The organism is Brevundimonas sp. DC300-4 (genome assembly GCF_049897365.1).
GTDB lineage: Bacteria > Pseudomonadota > Alphaproteobacteria > Caulobacterales > Caulobacteraceae > Brevundimonas.
The window spans coordinates 233,760-251,023 of sequence record NZ_JAFCWC010000005.1 but is presented as its reverse complement, the minus strand read 5'-3'; the positions used below and the strand labels follow the sequence as shown (position 1 = coordinate 251,023).

Sequence of the window (17,264 nt, the reverse complement as noted above, 5' to 3'; positions counted from 1 at the left end):
GAAGAGCCTTCAGCTCTTCCACTTCAGGATCGCCGGTTTGACCGGATTGGAGAAGCCGCGCCCTTCAGCGCGGCTTTTCTGCCATTCGCGCTTGAGCTGCTGGTACCATTTCGCCTGTTTGTCGGCGTCGTCGATCCAGATCAGGGCGGGGTCGTAGCGCAGCCCCTCGTTCTGCAGGTTCACCATCCCGCCGTCCTGCTTCAGGAAGGCGGCGACCCCCATCCTCAGGAAGGGCCTGGCCAGACCGAACACCCAGTGGTCGGACCAGAAGATCTGGGTGATCCGGGTCTTCGTCTCGGTGACGGGCGTCAGACAGGTCAGGGCCAGGACCTGCTTCGCTCCGACCTGGATATGCTCCCAGCGATAGCCGGGCAGGCGGAAGGTGATCTCGGTCGCGGGCGCCCCGCCCAGGATCCTGTAGGCCCGCGAGTTCGACGACGGCGCGTGACGGACCATGGCGAAGCCGAGCTCCCGAGGCTCGAAGGCCTTGGACTTCTCGTGCATCGAATGCTCGGAGCGCCACCACCATTGCTGATGCACATAGGGCCCGTGGGCGGGGTCCATCAGGCCGACAACCGCGTGGTCGATATGGCTGTCGAAATCCATCCACTCGACCAGTTTCGCCTCCCCGCCGACGACGCCGGGGAAGGTCGGCGGCGGATGATCGGGCTCGGCGTCCGAGCGGGGATCGGCGTGGACGAAGACGAAAACCATCCCTTGGCTCTCGACCACCGGATAGGACCGCACCCGGACCCGTTCGACCTCGAACGGTTGTTCGTCCACCAGCGACGGGATGGCGGCGCAGACCCCGTCGGTGCGGAAGCGCCAGCCATGGTAGCAGCACTCGACCGTCTCGGGCTCGCCCGGCTTCTGGACCAGACGGCCGGCCGACAGGGGCGCGGCGCGGTGCGGACAGATGTCGCGCATGGCATAGACCTGACCCGCCCGCGTCCGCCCGATCAGCACCGGCTCGCCCAGCAGTTCGTGGCGCGTCAGCGAGGCCTCTGCGACGTCGCGCGACAGGGCCACGAAATACCAGGTGTCCAGCACGAACCCCTTGCCGAAGGCTGCGGGCGGGGCTTTCGCCTCGGGGACGGCGGCGGGGCTTTCGGCAGGGTTCATAGGCGTCAGTCTAGACGCCGCCGGAGCTTTCGTCATTCTCCCGCCTTGCCGAACGCATCCGATGTCGCCAACTGCGACGACTAGGGTCGGAAAGGTCGGCGCATCGTCAGGCCAAAGTCAGGAAGACGCATCATGGACAGCCAGATACTCACCGGCCTCGTCGCCGCCCTCGGCCTCCTGGCCAATTTCGCCGGTGTCGGGGATGCCCGCGCCGGGGACATGATGGAGTCCCTGAGCCAGGACGGTCATGCCCAGCACGCCGACCACGGCCACCACCACGCCGACTTCGAGTCGACCCGCATGCACGTCCGCGTGGACGGCGAAGCCGGCCCGGGCGTGCGCGACATCATCCTGATTCCCGGCCTCAGCTCCTCGCCGGAGGTGTGGCAGGGCACGGTCGATCATCTTGGCAGCGGATGGCGCGTCCACCGCATCCATATCCAGGGCTTCGCCGGCGCGCCGGTCGAGGGCAACGCCGAGGGCCCCGTGGCCGCGCCCGTGGCCGAGGAAATCGCGCGCTACATCTCCGAACAGGGCCTGGATAAGCCGGTGGTCGTGGGCCATTCGATGGGCGGCACGATCGGTATGATGCTCGCCGCCCGCCATCCGGACGCGGTCGGCAAGCTGATGGTCGTCGACATGGTGCCCTTCATGGGGGCCATGTTCGGCGCGCCCGGCGCCACGGCCGAGAGCATCGCGCCTGTTGCCGAGCAGGTCTATCAGGGCATGGCGACCGCCGCCCCGGCAGATTACTACGCCCGCGGCGCCGCCTCGATCACCGGCATGATCAACACGGAATCGAAGCGCGCCGGCCCTCTGGAAGACGGGGCGACCAGTGACCAGCAGGTCTCCTCGCGCGCATTCCGCGAATTGATCCTGACCGATCTGCGGCCCGAACTGGCCCGCATTACAGCCCCGACTGAGGTCTTGTACGTGAAGTTCAACGACGCCCGGATGACCAACGAGATCACCGACATGATCTACCAGGCCTCCTTCGCCGGCCTGCCGGGCGTGGCGTTGAAGCGGATCGACGACAGCGCCCACTTCATCTTCCTGGACCAGCCCGAGGCCTTCTACGCCGACCTGGACGCCTTCGTCGCCGAATGAGCGATCCGGTCGCCCCCGGCGTCTTCGATGCTGCGGCCGACATCGTCGACCTTTACGATCGGCGGTCCAGCGACTGGATCGCCGATCGCGGCACGGTTCTGACCGAAGCCGACCGGCTCTGGCTGGATCGCTTCATCGCCTCTCTGGCGCCGGGCGACACCGTGCTCGACGTCGGCTGCGGCTCGGGACGGCCGATGGCGGCGGCCCTGCTGGATCGAGGGTTCCCGGTCACGGGCGTGGACTCCTCGGCCGGGCTCGCCGCCCACGCGGCGGCCGACCTGCCGACCGGCCGTTTCCTTCAGGCCGACATGCGCACGCTGAAGCTCGGCCAGACCTTCGCCGGCGTTCTCGCCTGGCACAGCCTGTTCCATCTCTCGCCCGAGGATCAACGGCTGGCCCTGCCGGGTCTCCTGGCCCACTGCGCGCCGAGGTCTGTGGTGATGTTCTCGTCCGGCCCTCGCCTCGGCCACGCCATGGGCGAATGGCGAGGCGAGCCCCTCTATCACGGCAGTCTGGAGCCCGAGGCCTATGAAGCGGAACTCGCCGGGCACGGGTTTTGGATTGAATCCGGCGTCCGGGCGGACGACGGCTCGGTCTGGTTCGCCCGTCGCGATGGATGATCGTTAAGACCCGCGCCATCGTTTCGGCCGAAAGGACCATCACGCTGACGTGAAGTCTTCACGCGCCGTTCACCACAACGGCGTTTTGGTAGGCGATGCGAACGGCTATGACGGCCGGGGTTTCTGAGGATGTCGATGGCCGGTCCGGGGTTCGGAAACAGGAATGCGGGCGGCGGGGCCAGACCGGCGCGCACTCGCCTGCAGCAAGTCCTCTACTGGGGCTCGGTGCTGGCCGTCTGGGGCGTAATCTTCCTGGTGGTCTTCTTCGCCGTGTTCGCGCGAGGACTGCCGGACACCTCGGCTCTCTACGACATCGATCGCCAGCCCTCGATCACCTATCTGGACCGGAACGGCGCCCTGATCGCCACGCGCGGCTCGCAGCAGGCGCCGCCGGCCGATCTGGACTCGCTGCCGGACTATGTGCCCGCTGCCTTCATCGCGATTGAAGACCGCCGCTTCTACTGGCACCCCGGCTTCGATCCGATCGGCATGAGCCGGGCCATGGCGGCGAACATGCGCGCCGGCCGGATCGTCCAGGGCGGCTCGACACTCACGCAGCAGCTGGCCAAGAACCTGTTCCTGACGCCCGACCAGAACGTGCGCCGCAAGGTGCAGGAACTGATGCTCGCCGTCTGGCTGGAGTTGAAATTCTCCAAACAGGAGATCCTCGCCCTCTATCTCAACCGCGTCTATTTCGGCGCCGGCGCCTATGGCATCGAGGCCGCGTCGCAACGCTATTTCGACAAGGGCGCCAAGGACCTGACCGTCGGCGAGGCTGCCCTGCTGGCCGGACTGCTCAAGGCTCCGTCCCGCTATTCGCCGGTCTCGGAACATGAGCGTGCCGCCGCCCGCGCCACGGTCGTTCTGGACGAGATGGCGGAGGCTGGCGTCATCACGCCCGAACAGCGCGCCGCCGCCGTGCTGGAGCCGGTTCGCGTCTCCCGCACCCTGGCGACCCAGCACGCCCAGTATTTCGTCGACTGGCTCGACAAGGAGATCCGCGGCCTCGTCGGCGAGCCGACCGAGGACATGATCGTCGAGACGACCCTGGACCTGACCCTGCAGACGGCGGCCGAACGCAATGTCCGCCGCATCCTGGACCGCGACGCCTCGCGCGGCGTGGAGCAGGCGGCCCTCGTCGCCCTGGACGGCGACGGCCGGGTGCGCGCCATGATCGGCGGCGCCTCCTATGCCGACAGCCAGTTCAACCGCGCCGTCGACGCTCGCCGTCAGGCCGGCTCGGCGTGGAAACCCTTCGTCTATCTGGCGGCCATGGAGGCCGGCTACACGCCCGAGACCCCGGTGGTCGACGAGCCTGTCCGCATCGGCAACTGGAGCCCGCGCAACTACTCCGGCACCTTCGCCGGCAACATGACGCTGGCCAACGCCGTGGCCCAGTCGACCAATACGGTCGCCGCCTATGTCGCCGACCAGATCGGTCGCGACAGCGTGGCCCGGGCCGCGCGGCGCCTCGGCATTTCGTCCCGAATCGGGCTGGAGCCGGCCATGGCCCTGGGCGCCGTCGAGGTCTCGCCGATCGACATGGCCACCGCCTATGACGCCTTCGCCAATGGCGGCCGTCGGGTCGAGGCCTATGGCATCAGCCGGATCCGTACCCCCCAGGGTCGGGTCATCTACCAGCGCAGCGCCCGTGACGCGGCGGCCGGTCAGGCGATCAACAATCCGTCGCTCTACTACATCAACCAGATGCTGCGGGGCGTGGTGACGAGAGGCACGGCCCGGTCGGCGGCGATCTCAGGCCGCGACATCGCGGGCAAGACGGGCACGACCTCGGACTACAAGGACGCCTGGTTCGTCGGCTACACCGGCGGCTTCGTCACCGCCGTCTGGGTTGGCAAGGACGACAACACCGCCATGCGCGGCGTGACCGGCGGCGCGGCCCCGGCGGCGATCTGGAAGGGCTTCATGGAGGCGGCCCTGCCGCGCCTGAACGTCCAGCCGATCCCCAACGGTCCGCCGATGCCAGACGGCTGGGTCGCGCCCGATCCGATCGGCGACCTGATCGGCGATGTGGAGGATCCCTACGGCGACTCCACTGTCCTGCCGGGCGGCGTCGACCCGAACCAGGGCGAGCCCTATGATCCGCGCGCGTCCGTCGAGGAACCCCGCCGCGATCCCGCGCCCGTCGAGCGTCCCCGGCGCGACGACCCGCCGGACCAGCGCCCCGAACCCGAGGCTCGGCCGGAAAAAGAAAACAACCCGCTGTTCTTCTGAGCTTCCTTCTCCCCTTGCGGGAGAAGGTGGCCGAGCGAAGCGAGGTCGGATGAGGGGTCGCGCTGACCTCGAAGGTCAGCGCTTGATCACACCAATCCTGCCGCCGGTGTGACCCCTCATCCGTCAGCCTTCGGCTGCCACCTTCTCCCGCGAGGGGAGAAGGATCGATGTCACCGTCCCACGGCGTGCAGCGCGGCCCCGTGGTCGCGCAGCCAGGCGCGGAAGGGACGGTGGTCGCCGACCAGCCCCTTGACCACCGACCAGTAGGCCGGGCTGTGATCGGCATGGACCAGGTGCGCCACCTCGTGGGCGGCCAGATAGTCGAGCACCTCGGGCGGCGCCATGATCACCCGCCAGGAATAGCGGATCGAGCGCGACACCGGACTGCACGAACCCCAGCGAGACGCCGGGTCATTGATGGTCAGGCTCACGGGGCTCTGGCCCAGGGCACGAAGATGGAAATCGGTTCGGGTCTGGAGCGCTTCTCGCGCCGCCCGCTTCAGCAGGTTGACGACGCGCCGGACGAACGCTTCGCCCTCGCCGCCCGAAACGATGCGCAGGCCGTCCGGGCCTTCCACCAGCCGAGCCGCCCCCGCGCCGCCCGCGGCCTCCAGCACGACCGTGCCGCCGCGATAGGGAATGACTGCGCCGGGTTCGATCGCCGTCCCGCCGGGCCGCGCCGCCAGCCGCTCGGCGATCCAGGCCGACTTGGTGCGCGCGAAAGCCACCGCATCGGCCAGCCGCCGCTCCGACGGGGCGATGGCCACGGCCTCACCCTTCCGCGTATCGATGCGGATCGAGATGCGCCGGGCGCGCGGATTGACGCTCAGGCGAAGGGCGTGGCCGCCCTCAAGCGGCAGCCGCTGACCGGTCTGATACTGCGCAGAGCTTTTCATTTGCGGCGATGAAGTCCCGGGTGCGGGTGTAGATCTCCTCGCGGAACCGCCGCCCGTTGAAGACGCCGTAGTGGCCGACGTCCGGCTGGACGTAAAGCACCCGTCGGCCGTCGGGAATGTTGGTGCACAGGGTATGCGCGGCCTGGGTCTGGCCCACGCCCGAGATATCGTCCTTTTCGCCCTCGACGGTCATCAGGCCGATGTCGGTGATCTTCGTCAGATCGACCGGTGCGCCCCGATGTTCCAGCAGGCCGCGCGGCAGCAGGTGGGACTGGAAGACGATGTCGATGGTCTGGAGATAGAACTCCTCGGTCAGGTCCAGAACCGACAGATATTCGTCGTAGAATTCCTCGTGCTTCTCCACCTCGTCGCCATCGCCGGCGACCAGGTGGCGGAAATACTCCCGGTGGGCGTCGGTGTGTCTCTGCTCGTTCATGGACATGAAACTGTAGAGCTGGACGAAGCCCGGGTAGACCTCCCGGCCGAAGCCCGGGTAGGGCCAGGGCACGGTGTGGATCATGTTCGACTGGAACCAGGCGAACGGCTTGGCCTCGGCCAGCTGGTTCGTCACCGTGGGCGACAGGCGCGCGTCGATCGGTGAGCCCATGAAGGTCATGGAGGCCGGGCGGTTCGGATCGTTCTCGGCCGCCATGATGGCGGCGGCGGCCAGCACAGGCGGGCCGGGCTGACAGACGCCGACGACGTGGGCGCGCGGGCCGATCTGGGCCAGCATGGTGCGGACGTGGTCGATGTAGTCGTGGAAGTCGAACCGGCCTTCCAGCATCGGCACCTGACGGGCGTTGACCCAGTCGGTGACATAGACGTCGTGATCCTGAAGGAAGGTCTCGACCGTGCCGCGCAACAGGGTCGCGTAGTGCCCGGACAGAGGCGCGACGATCAGCACACTGGGCGCCGCGACCGGCTTCCGGGCCCGCTTCAGGTCGCCGACGTTGCGCGCGAACCGCACCAGGCGAACCCAGGGGCTCTGCCAGATGACCTGTTCGGTGGTGCGCACCGGCTGGTTGTTGATGGTGACGACCTCGAGGCCCCAGGCCGGCTTGCCGTAGCGGCGCGTGACGCTCTCGAACAGCTCGGCCGAGGCATAGGCCGTGCGTCCGACAGCCGTCTGCGAGGCGGGGTTAAAGGGCGAGGTCCAGAACTTGCGGGCGAACTGCGCCCCGAGCCGGAAAGGCTGCGCCGACTGATAGGCGAGCTCGTGGAGGGAGTAGAGCATGAAATCCTGTGATCGGCCCCGCCGAAGCGGTGATGCCATCATAGAACGCGCTGCACTGCAAAAGGATTTATATTCGCAGCCCACGATCCCTGGGGATGTCAGCCCCGCGCCATGACCCGCTGGATCAGCTGGGCCGAGCGTTCCGGACCCAGATCGTGACCCAGGGCGGAGCGGAACTGGCCGTCGGGGCCCATCAGATAGACCGTCAGGGAGTGGTTCATCGTATAGTCCTCGCCGTCGCCGACCTTCTGGAAATAGGCGCGATAGACCTTGGCGGCGTCGGCGACCTGTTCCGGCGTGCCGGTCAGGCCGATGACGCCGGGCGGGAAGCCGTCGGACGACAGATAGTCCTTCAGCGCCCGGGGCGTGTCGCGCTCCGGGTCGATCGAGACGAAGACGATCTGCAGGTTGTCGGCCGCCGACCCCAGCAGGGTGCGCGTCGCCTCCAGCGAGGTCAGGGTCGTGGGGCAGAAGTCCGGGCAGTAGGTGAAGCCGAAGAAGACCAGGCTCCAACGGCCGTCCAGCATCGTCTGGTCGACCGCCTGGCCGTCCTGGTTGACGAGCTGGAACGGACCGCCGACGGCAGGCTGACCCGTCGCGGTCCCCTCGGCGACGGCCTGTGCGCGGTCCCGTCCCGTGACGACGACCACCGTCACGGTCGCCAGGGCGATAGCGATGGCCAAACAGGCGCCGGCGAACAGGAAGATGGAACGGCGTGGCATCGTGTCTCTCCGGGCCGACAGGGGCGCGAGACCGGTCTATAGACGCCGTGTGAACCAGAGCGAAGTCCGTCCCCATCCCGACGCCTCTCCCGAGGACGTCATGTCGCAGTTCCCGCCGGCGCCGCCGAGCTGGGCCAGTTTGCCGCGCCGCAGCCGGGGCCTGTCGCTCAGGACGCTGATCATCCTGCGCTGGCTGGCGATCGTGGGCCAGACGGCGACACTGATCGTGCTGGACACGATGTTCCACTTCCCCCTGCCGCGATGGCAGTGCCTGCTGGTCATCCTGGCCAGCGTGATCGTGAACCTGCTGGCCATGGCTCGATTGCAGAGAGTCGACAGCCGCCTGCCGGACGGGCGCCAGACCGGCATCCATCTGGGCTTCGACATCCTGCAGCTGTCGGCCCTGCTGGCCTTTACCGGCGGGCTGGAAAATCCCTTCTGCCTGCTGCTCGTCGCGCCGGTGACGGTGGCGGCCGCGTCCCTGCCGGGACGTCAGGCCCTGACACTGGGCCTGATGGTGCTGGCCTCGACAACGGCCCTGTTCTTCTGGTCCATGCCCCTGCCCTGGCAGAACGGTGCGGATATCGACCTGCCGGTTCTCTACAAGTTCGGCGTCGGTCTGGCCCTGACGACGGGGGTGGTGTTCACCGCCGCCTACGCCTGGCGGGTGGCGGCGGACGCCGAGAAACTGGAGCTGGCGCTGGCCACGACGCAGGACGTGCTTCAACGGGAACAGAGGCTGGCGGCGCTGGGCGGACTGGCGGCGGCGGCGGCGCACGAGCTGGGCACCCCGTTGGCGACGATCCAGGTGGTGGCCAAGGAGCTGCTGCGCGCCTCGCCGTCCGACGGGCCGATCGCCGAGGATGCGCGGCTGATGCTGCAACAGGCCGAACGCTGTCGCGAGATCCTCAAGCGGCTGTCGCAACGACCCGAGGACGGCGACCCCCTCTATACGGAGATCGGGCTGAAGGCCCTGCTGAACGAGGTGGTCGATCCGCATCTGGGCTTCGACCTCGACATCAAGGTGGCCGTCCACACGCGCGGAGGCCTGGCGGAGCCGCGCGTGAAACGACTGGCGGAAGTGGTCCACGGCCTGTCCGCCCTGGTCGAGAACGCGGCCGATTTCGCCGCCTCGACGGTCCGGGTCCGGGCGACGGCGGACGCACAGTGGATCACAGTCGAGGTCCTGGACGACGGCCCGGGCTTTGCTCCCGAGATCCTGCCGCGTCTCGGCGAGCCCTATGTGACCAGCCGTCCACTCGGCAAGTCGCGTCAGGCCCTGGCCGCGCGACTGGCCGCCGCCGCACGACCGCCCCGGCGCGGCAAGACCCCTGCGCCGCCTCCGCTGGAGCCCGACATCGTTCCGAGCCAGGGCGGTATGGGGTTGGGCTTCTTCATCGCGCGGACCCTTCTGGAACGGACCGGCGGCAAGGTGGTCGTCGGTCAGGGCGAGGGCGGACCGGGCGCCAACCGGGGCGCACGCGTCACTGTGCGCTGGGACCGTCGTGCGCTGGAACTGGTCCCGTGAGACCCGGCTGGCCTGCGCTCCATCGCCGCACCGCTTGACCCGCCTGCGCGGGAAGCCGACTTGGTGGCTAGGAGAAACTTCGCCATGACGACCACCACCGCGCCTCTCAACTCCGGCAACATGGAAGACCGCATCGCCGGGCTCCAGGACCGTTCCCTGTTGCTGCTGGACGACGACCAGGCGCTGCGCACGCGTCTGGGCCGGGCGCTGGAGTCTCGTGGGTTCCAGGTGACCACGGCCGGATCGGTCGGCGAGGCGACCGAGCTCCTCCGGACCTATCAGCCGGCCTTCGCCGTGCTGGACATGCGGCTGGAGGACGGCAACGGCCTGAAGATCGTCGAGGCCATTCGCGAACGCCGCGAGGACGCCCGGATCGTCATGCTGACCGGTTACGGCGCCATCGCCACAGCCGTGGCGGCGGTGAAGGCCGGGGCCGTCGACTATCTGTCCAAGCCCGCCGACGCCGACGATGTGGTCAAGGCCCTGCTCGCCACCGGCGACTCGCCCGAACCGCCCGAGAACCCGATGAGCGCGGACCGGGTGCGCTGGGAGCATATCCAGCGGGTCTACGAGCTGTGCGACCACAATGTCTCCGAGACTGCGCGCCGCCTCGGCATGCACCGCCGGACGCTGCAACGCATCCTGGCGAAACGCGCGCCGCGCTAGAGCAGGATCGGCCTCGCCCTATGGGAGAGGGTCTCGCACCGTCCGCATCGCCGCCAGGCGTCCGAAGGCGATCGTCAGCGCCTTCCGCCTCGCTGGAGCCAGGGTCAGCACCGGCGCATCCCGCACCACGGCCCCGCCGAACGCATCGGCGACGATCAGACCCGGCTCAGTCGGCAGCACCCCTTCCGGAAACTCGGGAGCCACCGCAAAGAAGAAGGCGTCGCAGAAGGGGGCGTACTGCGGCCATTTGCGATCGACACGATAGTCCGCGATCCCCGACTTCACCTCGACGATGACGATGTCGCCCTTGCGTCCCAGAGCCATGACATCGGCGCGACGGCCGTTCGGCAGACACACCTCCAGCAGCGGGGCATAGCCCATGTCGGCCAGCAGCCTCGCAGCCCCGCGCGTGACGCCGAGGGTGGTCTCAGGACGGCTGAAGACGAGTTCGAGATGAACAGCAGCGGCAGGCATCCGACACTTATGTTCCGGTTGCGTTCCGCCTTCAAGCCGTGAACCGCTTCCGATTCACGGCCCATTCCGCCCTTGTCTGACCCCACAGATCGACGCAGGACTCCTCGAACGGCGGCGGCAGTCGACCCCGGCCGCGATTGGCCGAGCCCAAGCGCGCGGCCAGCTGTTGGGACGCGATATTGTCGGGATGGATGGAGTGGATGACGTCGTCCCAGCCCAGCACGTCGAAGGCGTAGTCCATGGTCGCCACGGCCGCCTCCAGCGCATAGCCCTTGCCCATGGCGTCAGGGTGCAGGCTCCAGCCCACCTCCGGCCCCGGCCAGCCGTGCGGGTTCCACGGGCCGATGCGGCCGATCCACTGGCCGGTCGATTTCTCGATCACCGAGAAAAAGCCTTCGCCGGTCAGGGCCCAGGCGCCGGCCACCGACATCAGGACCCGCCAGACCTCGGCCGGACTCTTGGGACCGCCGATGAAACGGGTCGTCTCGGCGTCGCCCTGGAAATCGCACCAGCGCGGGAAATCCTCCATCGCCGTCGGGCGCAGGATCAGGCGTTGGGTCTCGATCGTGGGGCCGGGCATAGTCACAGCGGATACTCCCGTTCCAGTTCATAGTGGCTGCCGTCGTCACTCAGGACGCTGGAATACAGGCCGAAGCGATCGACGCGGATCGGCGGCGAATGCAGCAGGTTGTGGTTGGTGATCCAGGCCCCGATCCTGTCCGGATTGGTCTGGGTCTTCAGGTAGGCGAGGGTGACGTGGGGACGATAGAGTCGGGGCTCCATGGTGACGCCCGCGCGCTCGGCCGCCGACTTGCAACGACCGGCCAGGACGTTGAGTCGCTCTGAAGGTTCCAGGCCCGCCCACAATGTGTGGCTGCGATGCGCATCGCCGAAGGCGCCGACGCCCCTCAGTTCAATATCGAAGACGCCGCCCGGTATCCGGGCCAGTTCGGCGGCCAGATCGTCTACGCGGCGCTCGTCCACACCGCCGTAGAAGGCCAGGGTAACGTGGAGCGCCTCCGCCCCCCGCCATTTCGCGCCGGGCAGGCCGGTCTGGCGGCGGCCGAGCGTCTCGGCCACGTCGAAGGGGATCGGAACGGCGGTAAACAGGCGCAGCATGCGACCGTTCGTAGCGTCTGGCGCGAAAGGCGGGAAGCGGCGAGAACCCCTGCGGCGATCAATCCCTTGCGCAGTGGGGTCCAGACCCCGATATTTCTGATATGGGCGCCGGGAGTTTCCCGCCGCCTCAACAGGAGAAGACACTCGCGATGAGCGACTTCAGAAACGGCTACTCGACGCCGGCTCCGGCCAAAGCCGATATGGCCGTGGACGCGGGCCTGCGCAGCTTCATGCTGGGCGTCTACAACAAGCTCGCGCTCGGCCTCGTGGTCGCCGGCGCCCTTGCCTACGCCACCGGCAACGTGCCGGCGGTGCAGCAGTTGCTGTTCTTCCAGACAGCCGACGGCCGCATCGGCATGACCATCCTGGGCATGATCGTCCAGTTCCTGCCTCTGGTGCTGCTGTTCGGCTCGATGTTCTTCATGAAGAACCCCACCGCCGGCGGCGTTAACCTGCTGTACTGGGCTGTCGTCGCCTCGATCGGCGCAGGTATGGGCGTTCTGTTCCTGCGCTACACGGGCGGTTCGATCGCCTCGACCTTCTTCGTGACGGCCGCCTCGTTCGGCGCGCTGAGCCTGATCGGCTACACGACCAAGAAGGATCTGACGGCCATGGGGTCGTTCCTGATCATGGGCGTGATCGGCCTGATCATCGCCTCGGTCGTGAACATGTTCATGCAGTCGGGCACGCTCTACCTGATCATCTCGGGCCTGGGCGTGCTGATCTTCGCAGGCCTGATCGCCTATGACACCCAGCGTCTGAAAATGACCTACTACCAGCTGGGCGGCGATCACGCGGCGATGGGCGTGGCCACCGGCTTCGGCGCGCTGAGCCTGTTCATCAACTTCGTGAACCTGTTCCAGTTCCTGCTGGCCTTCATGGGCGGCAACCGGAACTAGGCTCAAGTCGCGGGCCTCGGCGAGGCGCGCACAGGCTGAACAATGGAAAGCCCCGGTCGAAAGGCCGGGGCTTTTTGCTAGTCCACCACCTGGAATTTGCGGCTGTCGAAGACGCGCAGCACCTGCGGCAGCTCGCGACCGCGCTTCAGGACCACGCCGCCCTCGCCGATGACCGACCATTGGCCCTGGCGCGTCTGGAGCGCCGGGCGTTTCTCGATGCGATAGGCGGGGGCGTCGCCTGAGCGGCGGAAGACGGCGAACTCGGCCGCCTCCCTGCCCCCGACCATGGCGTAGTCGCGCCATTCGGCCTGGGCCACCATGCGGCCGTAGACCCGAAGGATCAGGTCCAGCTCGCGCCGCTCGAAGAAGACCGACGACGGTTGCGGACCGCCTTCAGCGGAGGAGGGATCAAAGGTCATCCCGATCAATCTAGGCGCGGTTCGGACAAACGCCAGCGCCGCCAGACCCCTCGCATGACCAACAAATTATCCACGACACGAAATGGCCCCGTTTCGGTCCTTCGTCGGCCCGGTTGGACAGCGAAACAGTGACTGTCGGCCTGACGGAGTTCGGAAGCGTCCCGGATCCTGAACAGCCCCCCCAGCCCCCCTGGATGTTGCCGTATTTAGGCTTCGCCAGGCCGACGCTTCCTCCAAAGCGAGACGCCCGTCCTGCCTCTCTCCCCCCTCCGGCATGGCGGGCGTTTTGCTGTCTGGCGCGCGCCGTGGGCGCTCTTTTCTCTCTAGTGCGCTAATCCGCTCGACGCGCGGCGTCTCGCTGCTTGAGCGCAGCTTCCCCCACCCCATGCACCCCGGCGAAGGCCGGGGTCCAGATCACGAACTCGGTCAGCATGGATCACGCACTGGTCTTCACCACGCCCATCGGTGTTCGCCGTCTGGACCCCGGCCTTCGCCGGGGCACACGGTCGAGGACGCCTCAGTCCGCCGCAGGGATGACGATCTCGACCTCTTCGCCACTGCGCAGGACCGTAAGAGTCGCGCCGCCGCCCGTGCCGAGCGCACGGCCCAGCTCCGAAAAGCCCGAGACCGACATGCCGTTGGCGGCGGTGACCAGGTCGCCGGCGCGCAGGTCCTGCTGGGCCGCGGCTGAACCGCCCTCGACCGCCACGACCAGGGCGCCCGATGCGCTGATCCCGTCAGAGGACTTCACGTCGCGGAAATTGGCGCCGTAGGCCTGGAGCGAGGTCGAGCCGACCTGGACCGGATCGGTTGACAGGACCTCGACGTTCAGCGCCGTGGTCGCCTCGTGCCCGTCGCGCAGATAGACGAGCGCGATCCGGGTCCCCGGAGGTGCGATGCCCACCGTGGCCTGCACCGAGCCGGCGTTGGCGACCGGGCGGTTCTGGATGCGGGTGATGATGTCGCCACGCTGCAGGCCGGCGCGCTCGGCCGGAGAGCCGGGCAGGACATCCTCGACAATGGCGCCGCGCACGAAGCCGAGGCCTGCCTCGACCGCGCGCTCGGCGGTCAGCGAGCCCAGGGTCGCACCGATGCGGCCGCGCGTGACCTCGCCGTTGGCGCGCAGTTGTTCGACCACGAAAAGCAGGATGCGGGTCGGGACCGCGAAGGCGATGCCGTCGTTTCCGCCACCGATGTCGCCCGACAGAATCGAGGTGTTGATACCGATCAGTCGGCCCCGGCTGTCCAGCAGGGGACCGCCCGAGTTGCCCGAGTTCACCGCCGCGTCGGTCTGGATATAGTCCTCGACCGCGTCGCCCATGCCGGACCGGCCGAGACCCGAGATCACGCCCATGGTCAGGGTCTGGTCGAGGCCGAGCGGATAGCCGACCGCGAAGGCCAGGTCGCCCGTGCGCAGGGTGTCGGAATCCACCGTCTCCACCTGCGACAGGCCCGGCGCGCGGATCTGCAGGACTGCGATATCCGTCGCCTTGTCGGACCCGATCAGGGTGGCGTCGACCAGACGTCCGTCGGTCATGTCGACGCGGAATTTCTGACCGTCCTCGATGACGTGATGGTTGGTGACGATGATGCCATTGGCGGCGTCGATGATGACGCCGGAGCCGCTGGAGACGGGGGTCGGTTCGGTCTCGCCGGTGGTCGGCCCCGCCGACATGCCGAGTGTCGTCACCTGGACCACGGCCGGCAGGGACCGCTCCAGCCCGGTCGCGAAGCTGAACACGCCGCGGCGGCTGTCGTAGGGGATGGGGAACTCAGGCGCAGTCTGGGCCTGGGCGACGCCGCCGACGGCTCCGAGCAGCGTCAGGGCGAGGGCCGAACCGGTCAGGAGGCGAAGGCGCGTCATGGTGTATCCCCAGTGGTTGATCGGAGCCTAGCGTGAGAACCTTGCCGTGACGATGGCTCCGGGGCGCGCGTCATCAATCGTCATCCGGCCGCCGTGGCGACGCAGGATCGCCCGCACGAAGGCCAGTCCCATGCCATGACTGTCCTTGGCGCGGGGCATGGAGGGCTGGTTGCCGGACATGCCGGGCCCCTGATCGCCGACCGAGAGGCACGGACCCTCATCGCAGTCCCAGGCGCGCAGCGTCACAACGCCGCCGTCGGGCGAGAACTTCACCGCATTGTCGACGAGGTTGGCCACGGCGCGCTGCAGCAGGGACCGCACGCCCAGTACCGAGACCGGCTCCCCCTCGGCGACGATCCGGATGTCGCGGATGTCGGCGATGGGCTGATAGAGTTCCACCGCCGCCTCGGCCAGCACATCCAGCCGCACGCTCTCGAACAGCCAGGCCTCGCCGTCGCGCAGCGCCATGGCCTCGTTCATGGCCCGGGTGATCTCGGCGATGTCCCGCCCCGCCGCCTCGCCCAGCCGCTTCCGCTCGACCGGATCCTCGGTCTCCATCAGCTTGTCGAGACGGGCCGAGGCGCGGGCCAGCGGGGTCCGGAAATCGTGCGCCAGCTGGTCGGCGGAATCGCGCAGCCAGCTCAACAGCTCCTCGAGGCGGTCGAGCGTCCGGTTCACCTGGTTCGAGAGCTGGGTCAGCTCCGGCGCCACAGCCACATCGGGCGCGCGGCGCGAGAAGTCGCCCAGGGCGGCGCGGTCCAGCACCAGGCTGACCTCGGCGATGGCGCTGGTCAGGCGCTGGCGGGCGAACAGCGCCGCCGTCAGTCCGGACACCAGGATCAGGGCGCCGGTCAGGGCCACGGCCAGGACAGCCCAGCGCCAGGCGACACCGGCTGGATCGACCACCCGGCCGACGATGATGGACAGCGACCCGATCGGCCGCTTGACCACGATGACGTCGACGCTGCGCGTCAGGCAGAGCTGGCCGGCCTCGAGCCGGATCAGGAAGACGCCGTCGCCCAGCCGCGTCATCCGCTCGGCCCGCGTGGTCTCCAGCGCCAGCAGCCCTGCGGGCTTGCCGACCGGGGCGCGGATGAAGCGCACGCCCGCCCCGCCCTGACCGGTGCGACAGGTCTGCTCCAGGGTGGTGACGTTGCGCGTCGGCCCATCCTGGAAGGCGCTGAGGAAGGCCGACATATAGGCGGCGTCGCCCTCGGTCATATCCCCGACGTCCATGCTGGTGTCGGCGGGAAGCTTCGAGGCCATGGCGCCGAAGTCGTCGAGCGCAGACAGGGCCGCCTGCTGGCGCTGGTCCAGCCGCGCCGCCTGCCCGGTCACCACCAGCGATCCGGTCAGGGCGACGGCCGCCAGGATGGCCAGACCGGAGGCGAGCTGGGTCAGGGTCCGGCGCGCCATCCAGGCCACGAGGCCGGACGGCTGGATTCTTTTCCAGATCGCGGCCAGTCGACTCAAAGACTCACGCATTTCCCAAGGCGTGACCCGGGCGCAAAACCGCTGACACTTTTGCTGGTCACGCCGCGTCGAGATCGCGGAAGATCAGGCTCTGGCTGCGGGCCGAGACGATCAAGGGATGCAGGTCCTCGCCCAGCTCCGGCGCCTGTTCCTTCAGCCGGCGACGCAGGGCCGAGATGCGGGCGTCGATGATGTTGACGAAATTGTCGGGCAGGAAGGTCCATTCGACCCAGCACCGGTCCCACAGCATGGTCTTGGTCACCGGCTGGCCGCGCGCGGTCATCAGCTCCGAGACGATGGCGAACTCCAGCGGCGACAGGTCGATCAGCCGCTCGGCCCCCTCGACCATCAGCTTCAGGGTGCGGGCGCCCGGCGACAGGCGGAACGGGCCGTTGATCAGGTCGGCGTTGGCCGGTTTGGCGCGGCGGGCCACGCGACGCAGCTGGGCCGCGATCCGGGCCAGCAGCTCCTCGTCGCCGATCGGCTTGGACAGGTAGTCGTCGGCCCCGCCCAGCAGGCCCTCGACCCGCTGGCGCTCCCCGGTCAGGGCGGTCAGCATCAGGGCCGGCGCGTCCGAGGACGGACCTGACGAGGTGCGCAGCCGCTTCAGCGTCTCCAGACCGTCCAGCCCCTTGGTCAGCCGGTCGAGAATGAGAATGTCATAGGCATGGGCCGCAGCCGCGCTCAGCGCCTGCTCGCCCGCATCGACACAGTCCACGGCCTCGAAGCCCGCGCGCAGCAGGCGGTCGGAGACATGTTCGGCCAGGGCCGGATCGTCCTCGAGCACCAGGGCGCGTCGGCCGGCGAACACCTCCGCCAGGGCCGCGAAGGGATCGGTGTCCGTGGCCTGTTCGATGTCCGTGCTGCTCATGCGCCTATTCCCCCG

17 protein-coding genes are annotated in these 17,264 nt (G+C 68.4%); 6 read left to right on the top strand and 11 right to left on the bottom strand.

Features of this window, described 5'->3' with window-relative positions:
* Positions 1–9: 9 nt before the first annotated feature.
* Positions 10–1,122, bottom strand: coding sequence for a Rieske 2Fe-2S domain-containing protein (locus ACP7AZ_RS11015; protein WP_426038701.1), 1,113 nt, complete (start codon positions 1,120–1,122; stop codon positions 10–12).
* 132 nt (positions 1,123–1,254) lie between these two features.
* Here ACP7AZ_RS11015 and ACP7AZ_RS11010 point away from each other — a divergent pair, with 132 nt between their 5' ends.
* The 3 genes from ACP7AZ_RS11010 to ACP7AZ_RS11000 all read left to right on the top strand — a co-directional run bounded on the left by ACP7AZ_RS11010 (position 1,255) and on the right by ACP7AZ_RS11000 (position 5,084).
* Positions 1,255–2,229 (top strand): alpha/beta fold hydrolase, encoded by a 975-nt coding sequence (locus tag ACP7AZ_RS11010; RefSeq protein WP_426038700.1) that lies wholly within the window; start codon positions 1,255–1,257, stop codon positions 2,227–2,229.
* Positions 2,226–2,849 carry a class I SAM-dependent methyltransferase gene (locus ACP7AZ_RS11005; RefSeq protein WP_426038699.1) on the top strand — a complete coding sequence of 208 codons (624 nt, stop codon included), beginning with the start codon at positions 2,226–2,228 and terminating at the stop codon, positions 2,847–2,849. The genes ACP7AZ_RS11010 and ACP7AZ_RS11005 overlap by 4 nt, the downstream gene beginning before the upstream one ends.
* Before the next feature lie 135 nt (positions 2,850–2,984).
* A complete protein-coding gene (locus ACP7AZ_RS11000; RefSeq protein ID WP_426038698.1) occupies positions 2,985–5,084 on the top strand; it encodes a transglycosylase domain-containing protein in 2,100 nt (699 codons plus the stop codon).
* A gap of 170 nt (positions 5,085–5,254) precedes the next feature.
* Here ACP7AZ_RS11000 and ACP7AZ_RS10995 read toward each other — a convergent pair whose 3' ends face one another.
* From ACP7AZ_RS10995 to ACP7AZ_RS10985, 3 genes are all read right to left on the bottom strand, one after another.
* A complete protein-coding gene (locus ACP7AZ_RS10995) occupies positions 5,255–5,980 on the bottom strand; it encodes a M48 family metallopeptidase (protein ID WP_426038697.1) in 726 nt (241 codons plus the stop codon).
* The gene (locus ACP7AZ_RS10990) at positions 5,934–7,214 is read right to left on the bottom strand and encodes a polyhydroxyalkanoate depolymerase (RefSeq protein ID WP_426038696.1); all 1,281 of its coding nucleotides are present in this window, start codon (positions 7,212–7,214) and stop codon (positions 5,934–5,936) included. The genes ACP7AZ_RS10995 and ACP7AZ_RS10990 overlap by 47 nt, the downstream gene beginning before the upstream one ends.
* Before the next feature lie 98 nt (positions 7,215–7,312).
* On the bottom strand, positions 7,313–7,936 hold the full coding sequence (locus tag ACP7AZ_RS10985) for an SCO family protein (protein ID WP_426038695.1): 624 nt from the start codon (positions 7,934–7,936) through the stop codon (positions 7,313–7,315).
* A gap of 49 nt (positions 7,937–7,985) precedes the next feature.
* On the opposite strand from ACP7AZ_RS10985, the gene ACP7AZ_RS10980 reads away from it, so the two are divergent.
* Both ACP7AZ_RS10980 and ACP7AZ_RS10975 read left to right on the top strand, forming a co-directional pair.
* Positions 7,986–9,464: an ActS/PrrB/RegB family redox-sensitive histidine kinase gene (locus ACP7AZ_RS10980; RefSeq protein WP_426038694.1), complete on the top strand. Its 1,479-nt coding sequence runs from the start codon at positions 7,986–7,988 to the stop codon at positions 9,462–9,464.
* Positions 9,465–9,584: 120 nt separating this feature from the next.
* Positions 9,585–10,130 carry an ActR/PrrA/RegA family redox response regulator transcription factor gene (locus ACP7AZ_RS10975; RefSeq protein WP_426038725.1) on the top strand — a complete coding sequence of 182 codons (546 nt, stop codon included), beginning with the start codon at positions 9,585–9,587 and terminating at the stop codon, positions 10,128–10,130.
* 18 nt (positions 10,131–10,148) lie between these two features.
* On the opposite strand, the gene mmcB is transcribed toward ACP7AZ_RS10975, so the two are convergent.
* The 3 genes from mmcB to thpR are packed head-to-tail and all read right to left on the bottom strand — an operon-like array spanning position 10,149 to position 11,723.
* The gene (gene mmcB, locus ACP7AZ_RS10970) at positions 10,149–10,604 is read right to left on the bottom strand and encodes a DNA repair putative endonuclease MmcB (protein WP_425992129.1); all 456 of its coding nucleotides are present in this window, start codon (positions 10,602–10,604) and stop codon (positions 10,149–10,151) included.
* Positions 10,605–10,635: 31 nt separating this feature from the next.
* Complete coding sequence (locus ACP7AZ_RS10965; protein ID WP_426038693.1) at positions 10,636–11,184, bottom strand: GNAT family N-acetyltransferase; 549 nt, start codon at positions 11,182–11,184, stop codon at positions 10,636–10,638.
* A 2-nt stretch (positions 11,185–11,186) separates the two neighbouring features.
* Positions 11,187–11,723: an RNA 2',3'-cyclic phosphodiesterase gene (thpR, locus tag ACP7AZ_RS10960; RefSeq protein WP_426038692.1), complete on the bottom strand. Its 537-nt coding sequence runs from the start codon at positions 11,721–11,723 to the stop codon at positions 11,187–11,189.
* Positions 11,724–11,872: 149 nt separating this feature from the next.
* On the opposite strand from thpR, the gene ACP7AZ_RS10955 reads away from it, so the two are divergent.
* Positions 11,873–12,622, top strand: a complete 750-nt coding sequence (locus tag ACP7AZ_RS10955) for a Bax inhibitor-1/YccA family protein (protein ID WP_426038691.1) — start codon at positions 11,873–11,875, stop codon at positions 12,620–12,622.
* Between the two features lie 77 nt (positions 12,623–12,699).
* Here ACP7AZ_RS10955 and ACP7AZ_RS10950 read toward each other — a convergent pair whose 3' ends face one another.
* The 4 genes from ACP7AZ_RS10950 to ACP7AZ_RS10935 all read right to left on the bottom strand — a co-directional run bounded on the left by ACP7AZ_RS10950 (position 12,700) and on the right by ACP7AZ_RS10935 (position 17,249).
* A complete protein-coding gene (locus ACP7AZ_RS10950) occupies positions 12,700–13,041 on the bottom strand; it encodes a DUF2794 domain-containing protein (RefSeq protein WP_426038690.1) in 342 nt (113 codons plus the stop codon).
* Between the two features lie 517 nt (positions 13,042–13,558).
* Complete coding sequence (locus ACP7AZ_RS10945) at positions 13,559–14,905, bottom strand: trypsin-like peptidase domain-containing protein (protein ID WP_426038689.1); 1,347 nt, start codon at positions 14,903–14,905, stop codon at positions 13,559–13,561.
* Positions 14,906–14,932: 27 nt separating this feature from the next.
* Entirely contained in the window at positions 14,933–16,378 is a 1,446-nt protein-coding gene (locus ACP7AZ_RS10940) for an ATP-binding protein (protein ID WP_426038688.1), read from the bottom strand.
* A gap of 58 nt (positions 16,379–16,436) precedes the next feature.
* A complete protein-coding gene (locus tag ACP7AZ_RS10935) occupies positions 16,437–17,249 on the bottom strand; it encodes a response regulator transcription factor (protein WP_426038687.1) in 813 nt (270 codons plus the stop codon).
* Positions 17,250–17,264: the final 15 nt, after the last annotated feature.

Excerpts from the sequence above, each read along its gene's own strand:
- ACP7AZ_RS11015 (WP_426038701.1), bottom strand. The coding sequence starts at position 1,122 with ATGAACCCTGCCGAAAGCCCCGCCGCCGTCCCCGAGGCGAAAGCCCCG.
- ACP7AZ_RS11010 (WP_426038700.1), top strand. The coding sequence starts at position 1,255 with ATGGACAGCCAGATACTCACCGGCCTCGTCGCCGCCCTCGGCCTCCTG.
- ACP7AZ_RS11005 (WP_426038699.1), top strand. The coding sequence starts at position 2,226 with ATGAGCGATCCGGTCGCCCCCGGCGTCTTCGATGCTGCGGCCGACATC.
- ACP7AZ_RS11000 (WP_426038698.1), top strand. The coding sequence starts at position 2,985 with ATGGCCGGTCCGGGGTTCGGAAACAGGAATGCGGGCGGCGGGGCCAGA.
- ACP7AZ_RS10995 (WP_426038697.1), bottom strand. The coding sequence starts at position 5,980 with ATGAAAAGCTCTGCGCAGTATCAGACCGGTCAGCGGCTGCCGCTTGAG.
- ACP7AZ_RS10990 (WP_426038696.1), bottom strand. The coding sequence starts at position 7,214 with ATGCTCTACTCCCTCCACGAGCTCGCCTATCAGTCGGCGCAGCCTTTC.
- ACP7AZ_RS10985 (WP_426038695.1), bottom strand. The coding sequence starts at position 7,936 with ATGCCACGCCGTTCCATCTTCCTGTTCGCCGGCGCCTGTTTGGCCATC.
- ACP7AZ_RS10975 (WP_426038725.1), top strand. The coding sequence starts at position 9,585 with ATGGAAGACCGCATCGCCGGGCTCCAGGACCGTTCCCTGTTGCTGCTG.
- mmcB (WP_425992129.1), bottom strand. The coding sequence starts at position 10,604 with ATGCCTGCCGCTGCTGTTCATCTCGAACTCGTCTTCAGCCGTCCTGAG.
- ACP7AZ_RS10965 (WP_426038693.1), bottom strand. The coding sequence starts at position 11,184 with ATGCCCGGCCCCACGATCGAGACCCAACGCCTGATCCTGCGCCCGACG.
- thpR (WP_426038692.1), bottom strand. The coding sequence starts at position 11,723 with ATGCTGCGCCTGTTTACCGCCGTTCCGATCCCCTTCGACGTGGCCGAG.
- ACP7AZ_RS10955 (WP_426038691.1), top strand. The coding sequence starts at position 11,873 with ATGAGCGACTTCAGAAACGGCTACTCGACGCCGGCTCCGGCCAAAGCC.
- ACP7AZ_RS10950 (WP_426038690.1), bottom strand. The coding sequence starts at position 13,041 with ATGACCTTTGATCCCTCCTCCGCTGAAGGCGGTCCGCAACCGTCGTCG.
- ACP7AZ_RS10945 (WP_426038689.1), bottom strand. The coding sequence starts at position 14,905 with ATGACGCGCCTTCGCCTCCTGACCGGTTCGGCCCTCGCCCTGACGCTG.
- ACP7AZ_RS10935 (WP_426038687.1), bottom strand. The coding sequence starts at position 17,249 with ATGAGCAGCACGGACATCGAACAGGCCACGGACACCGATCCCTTCGCG.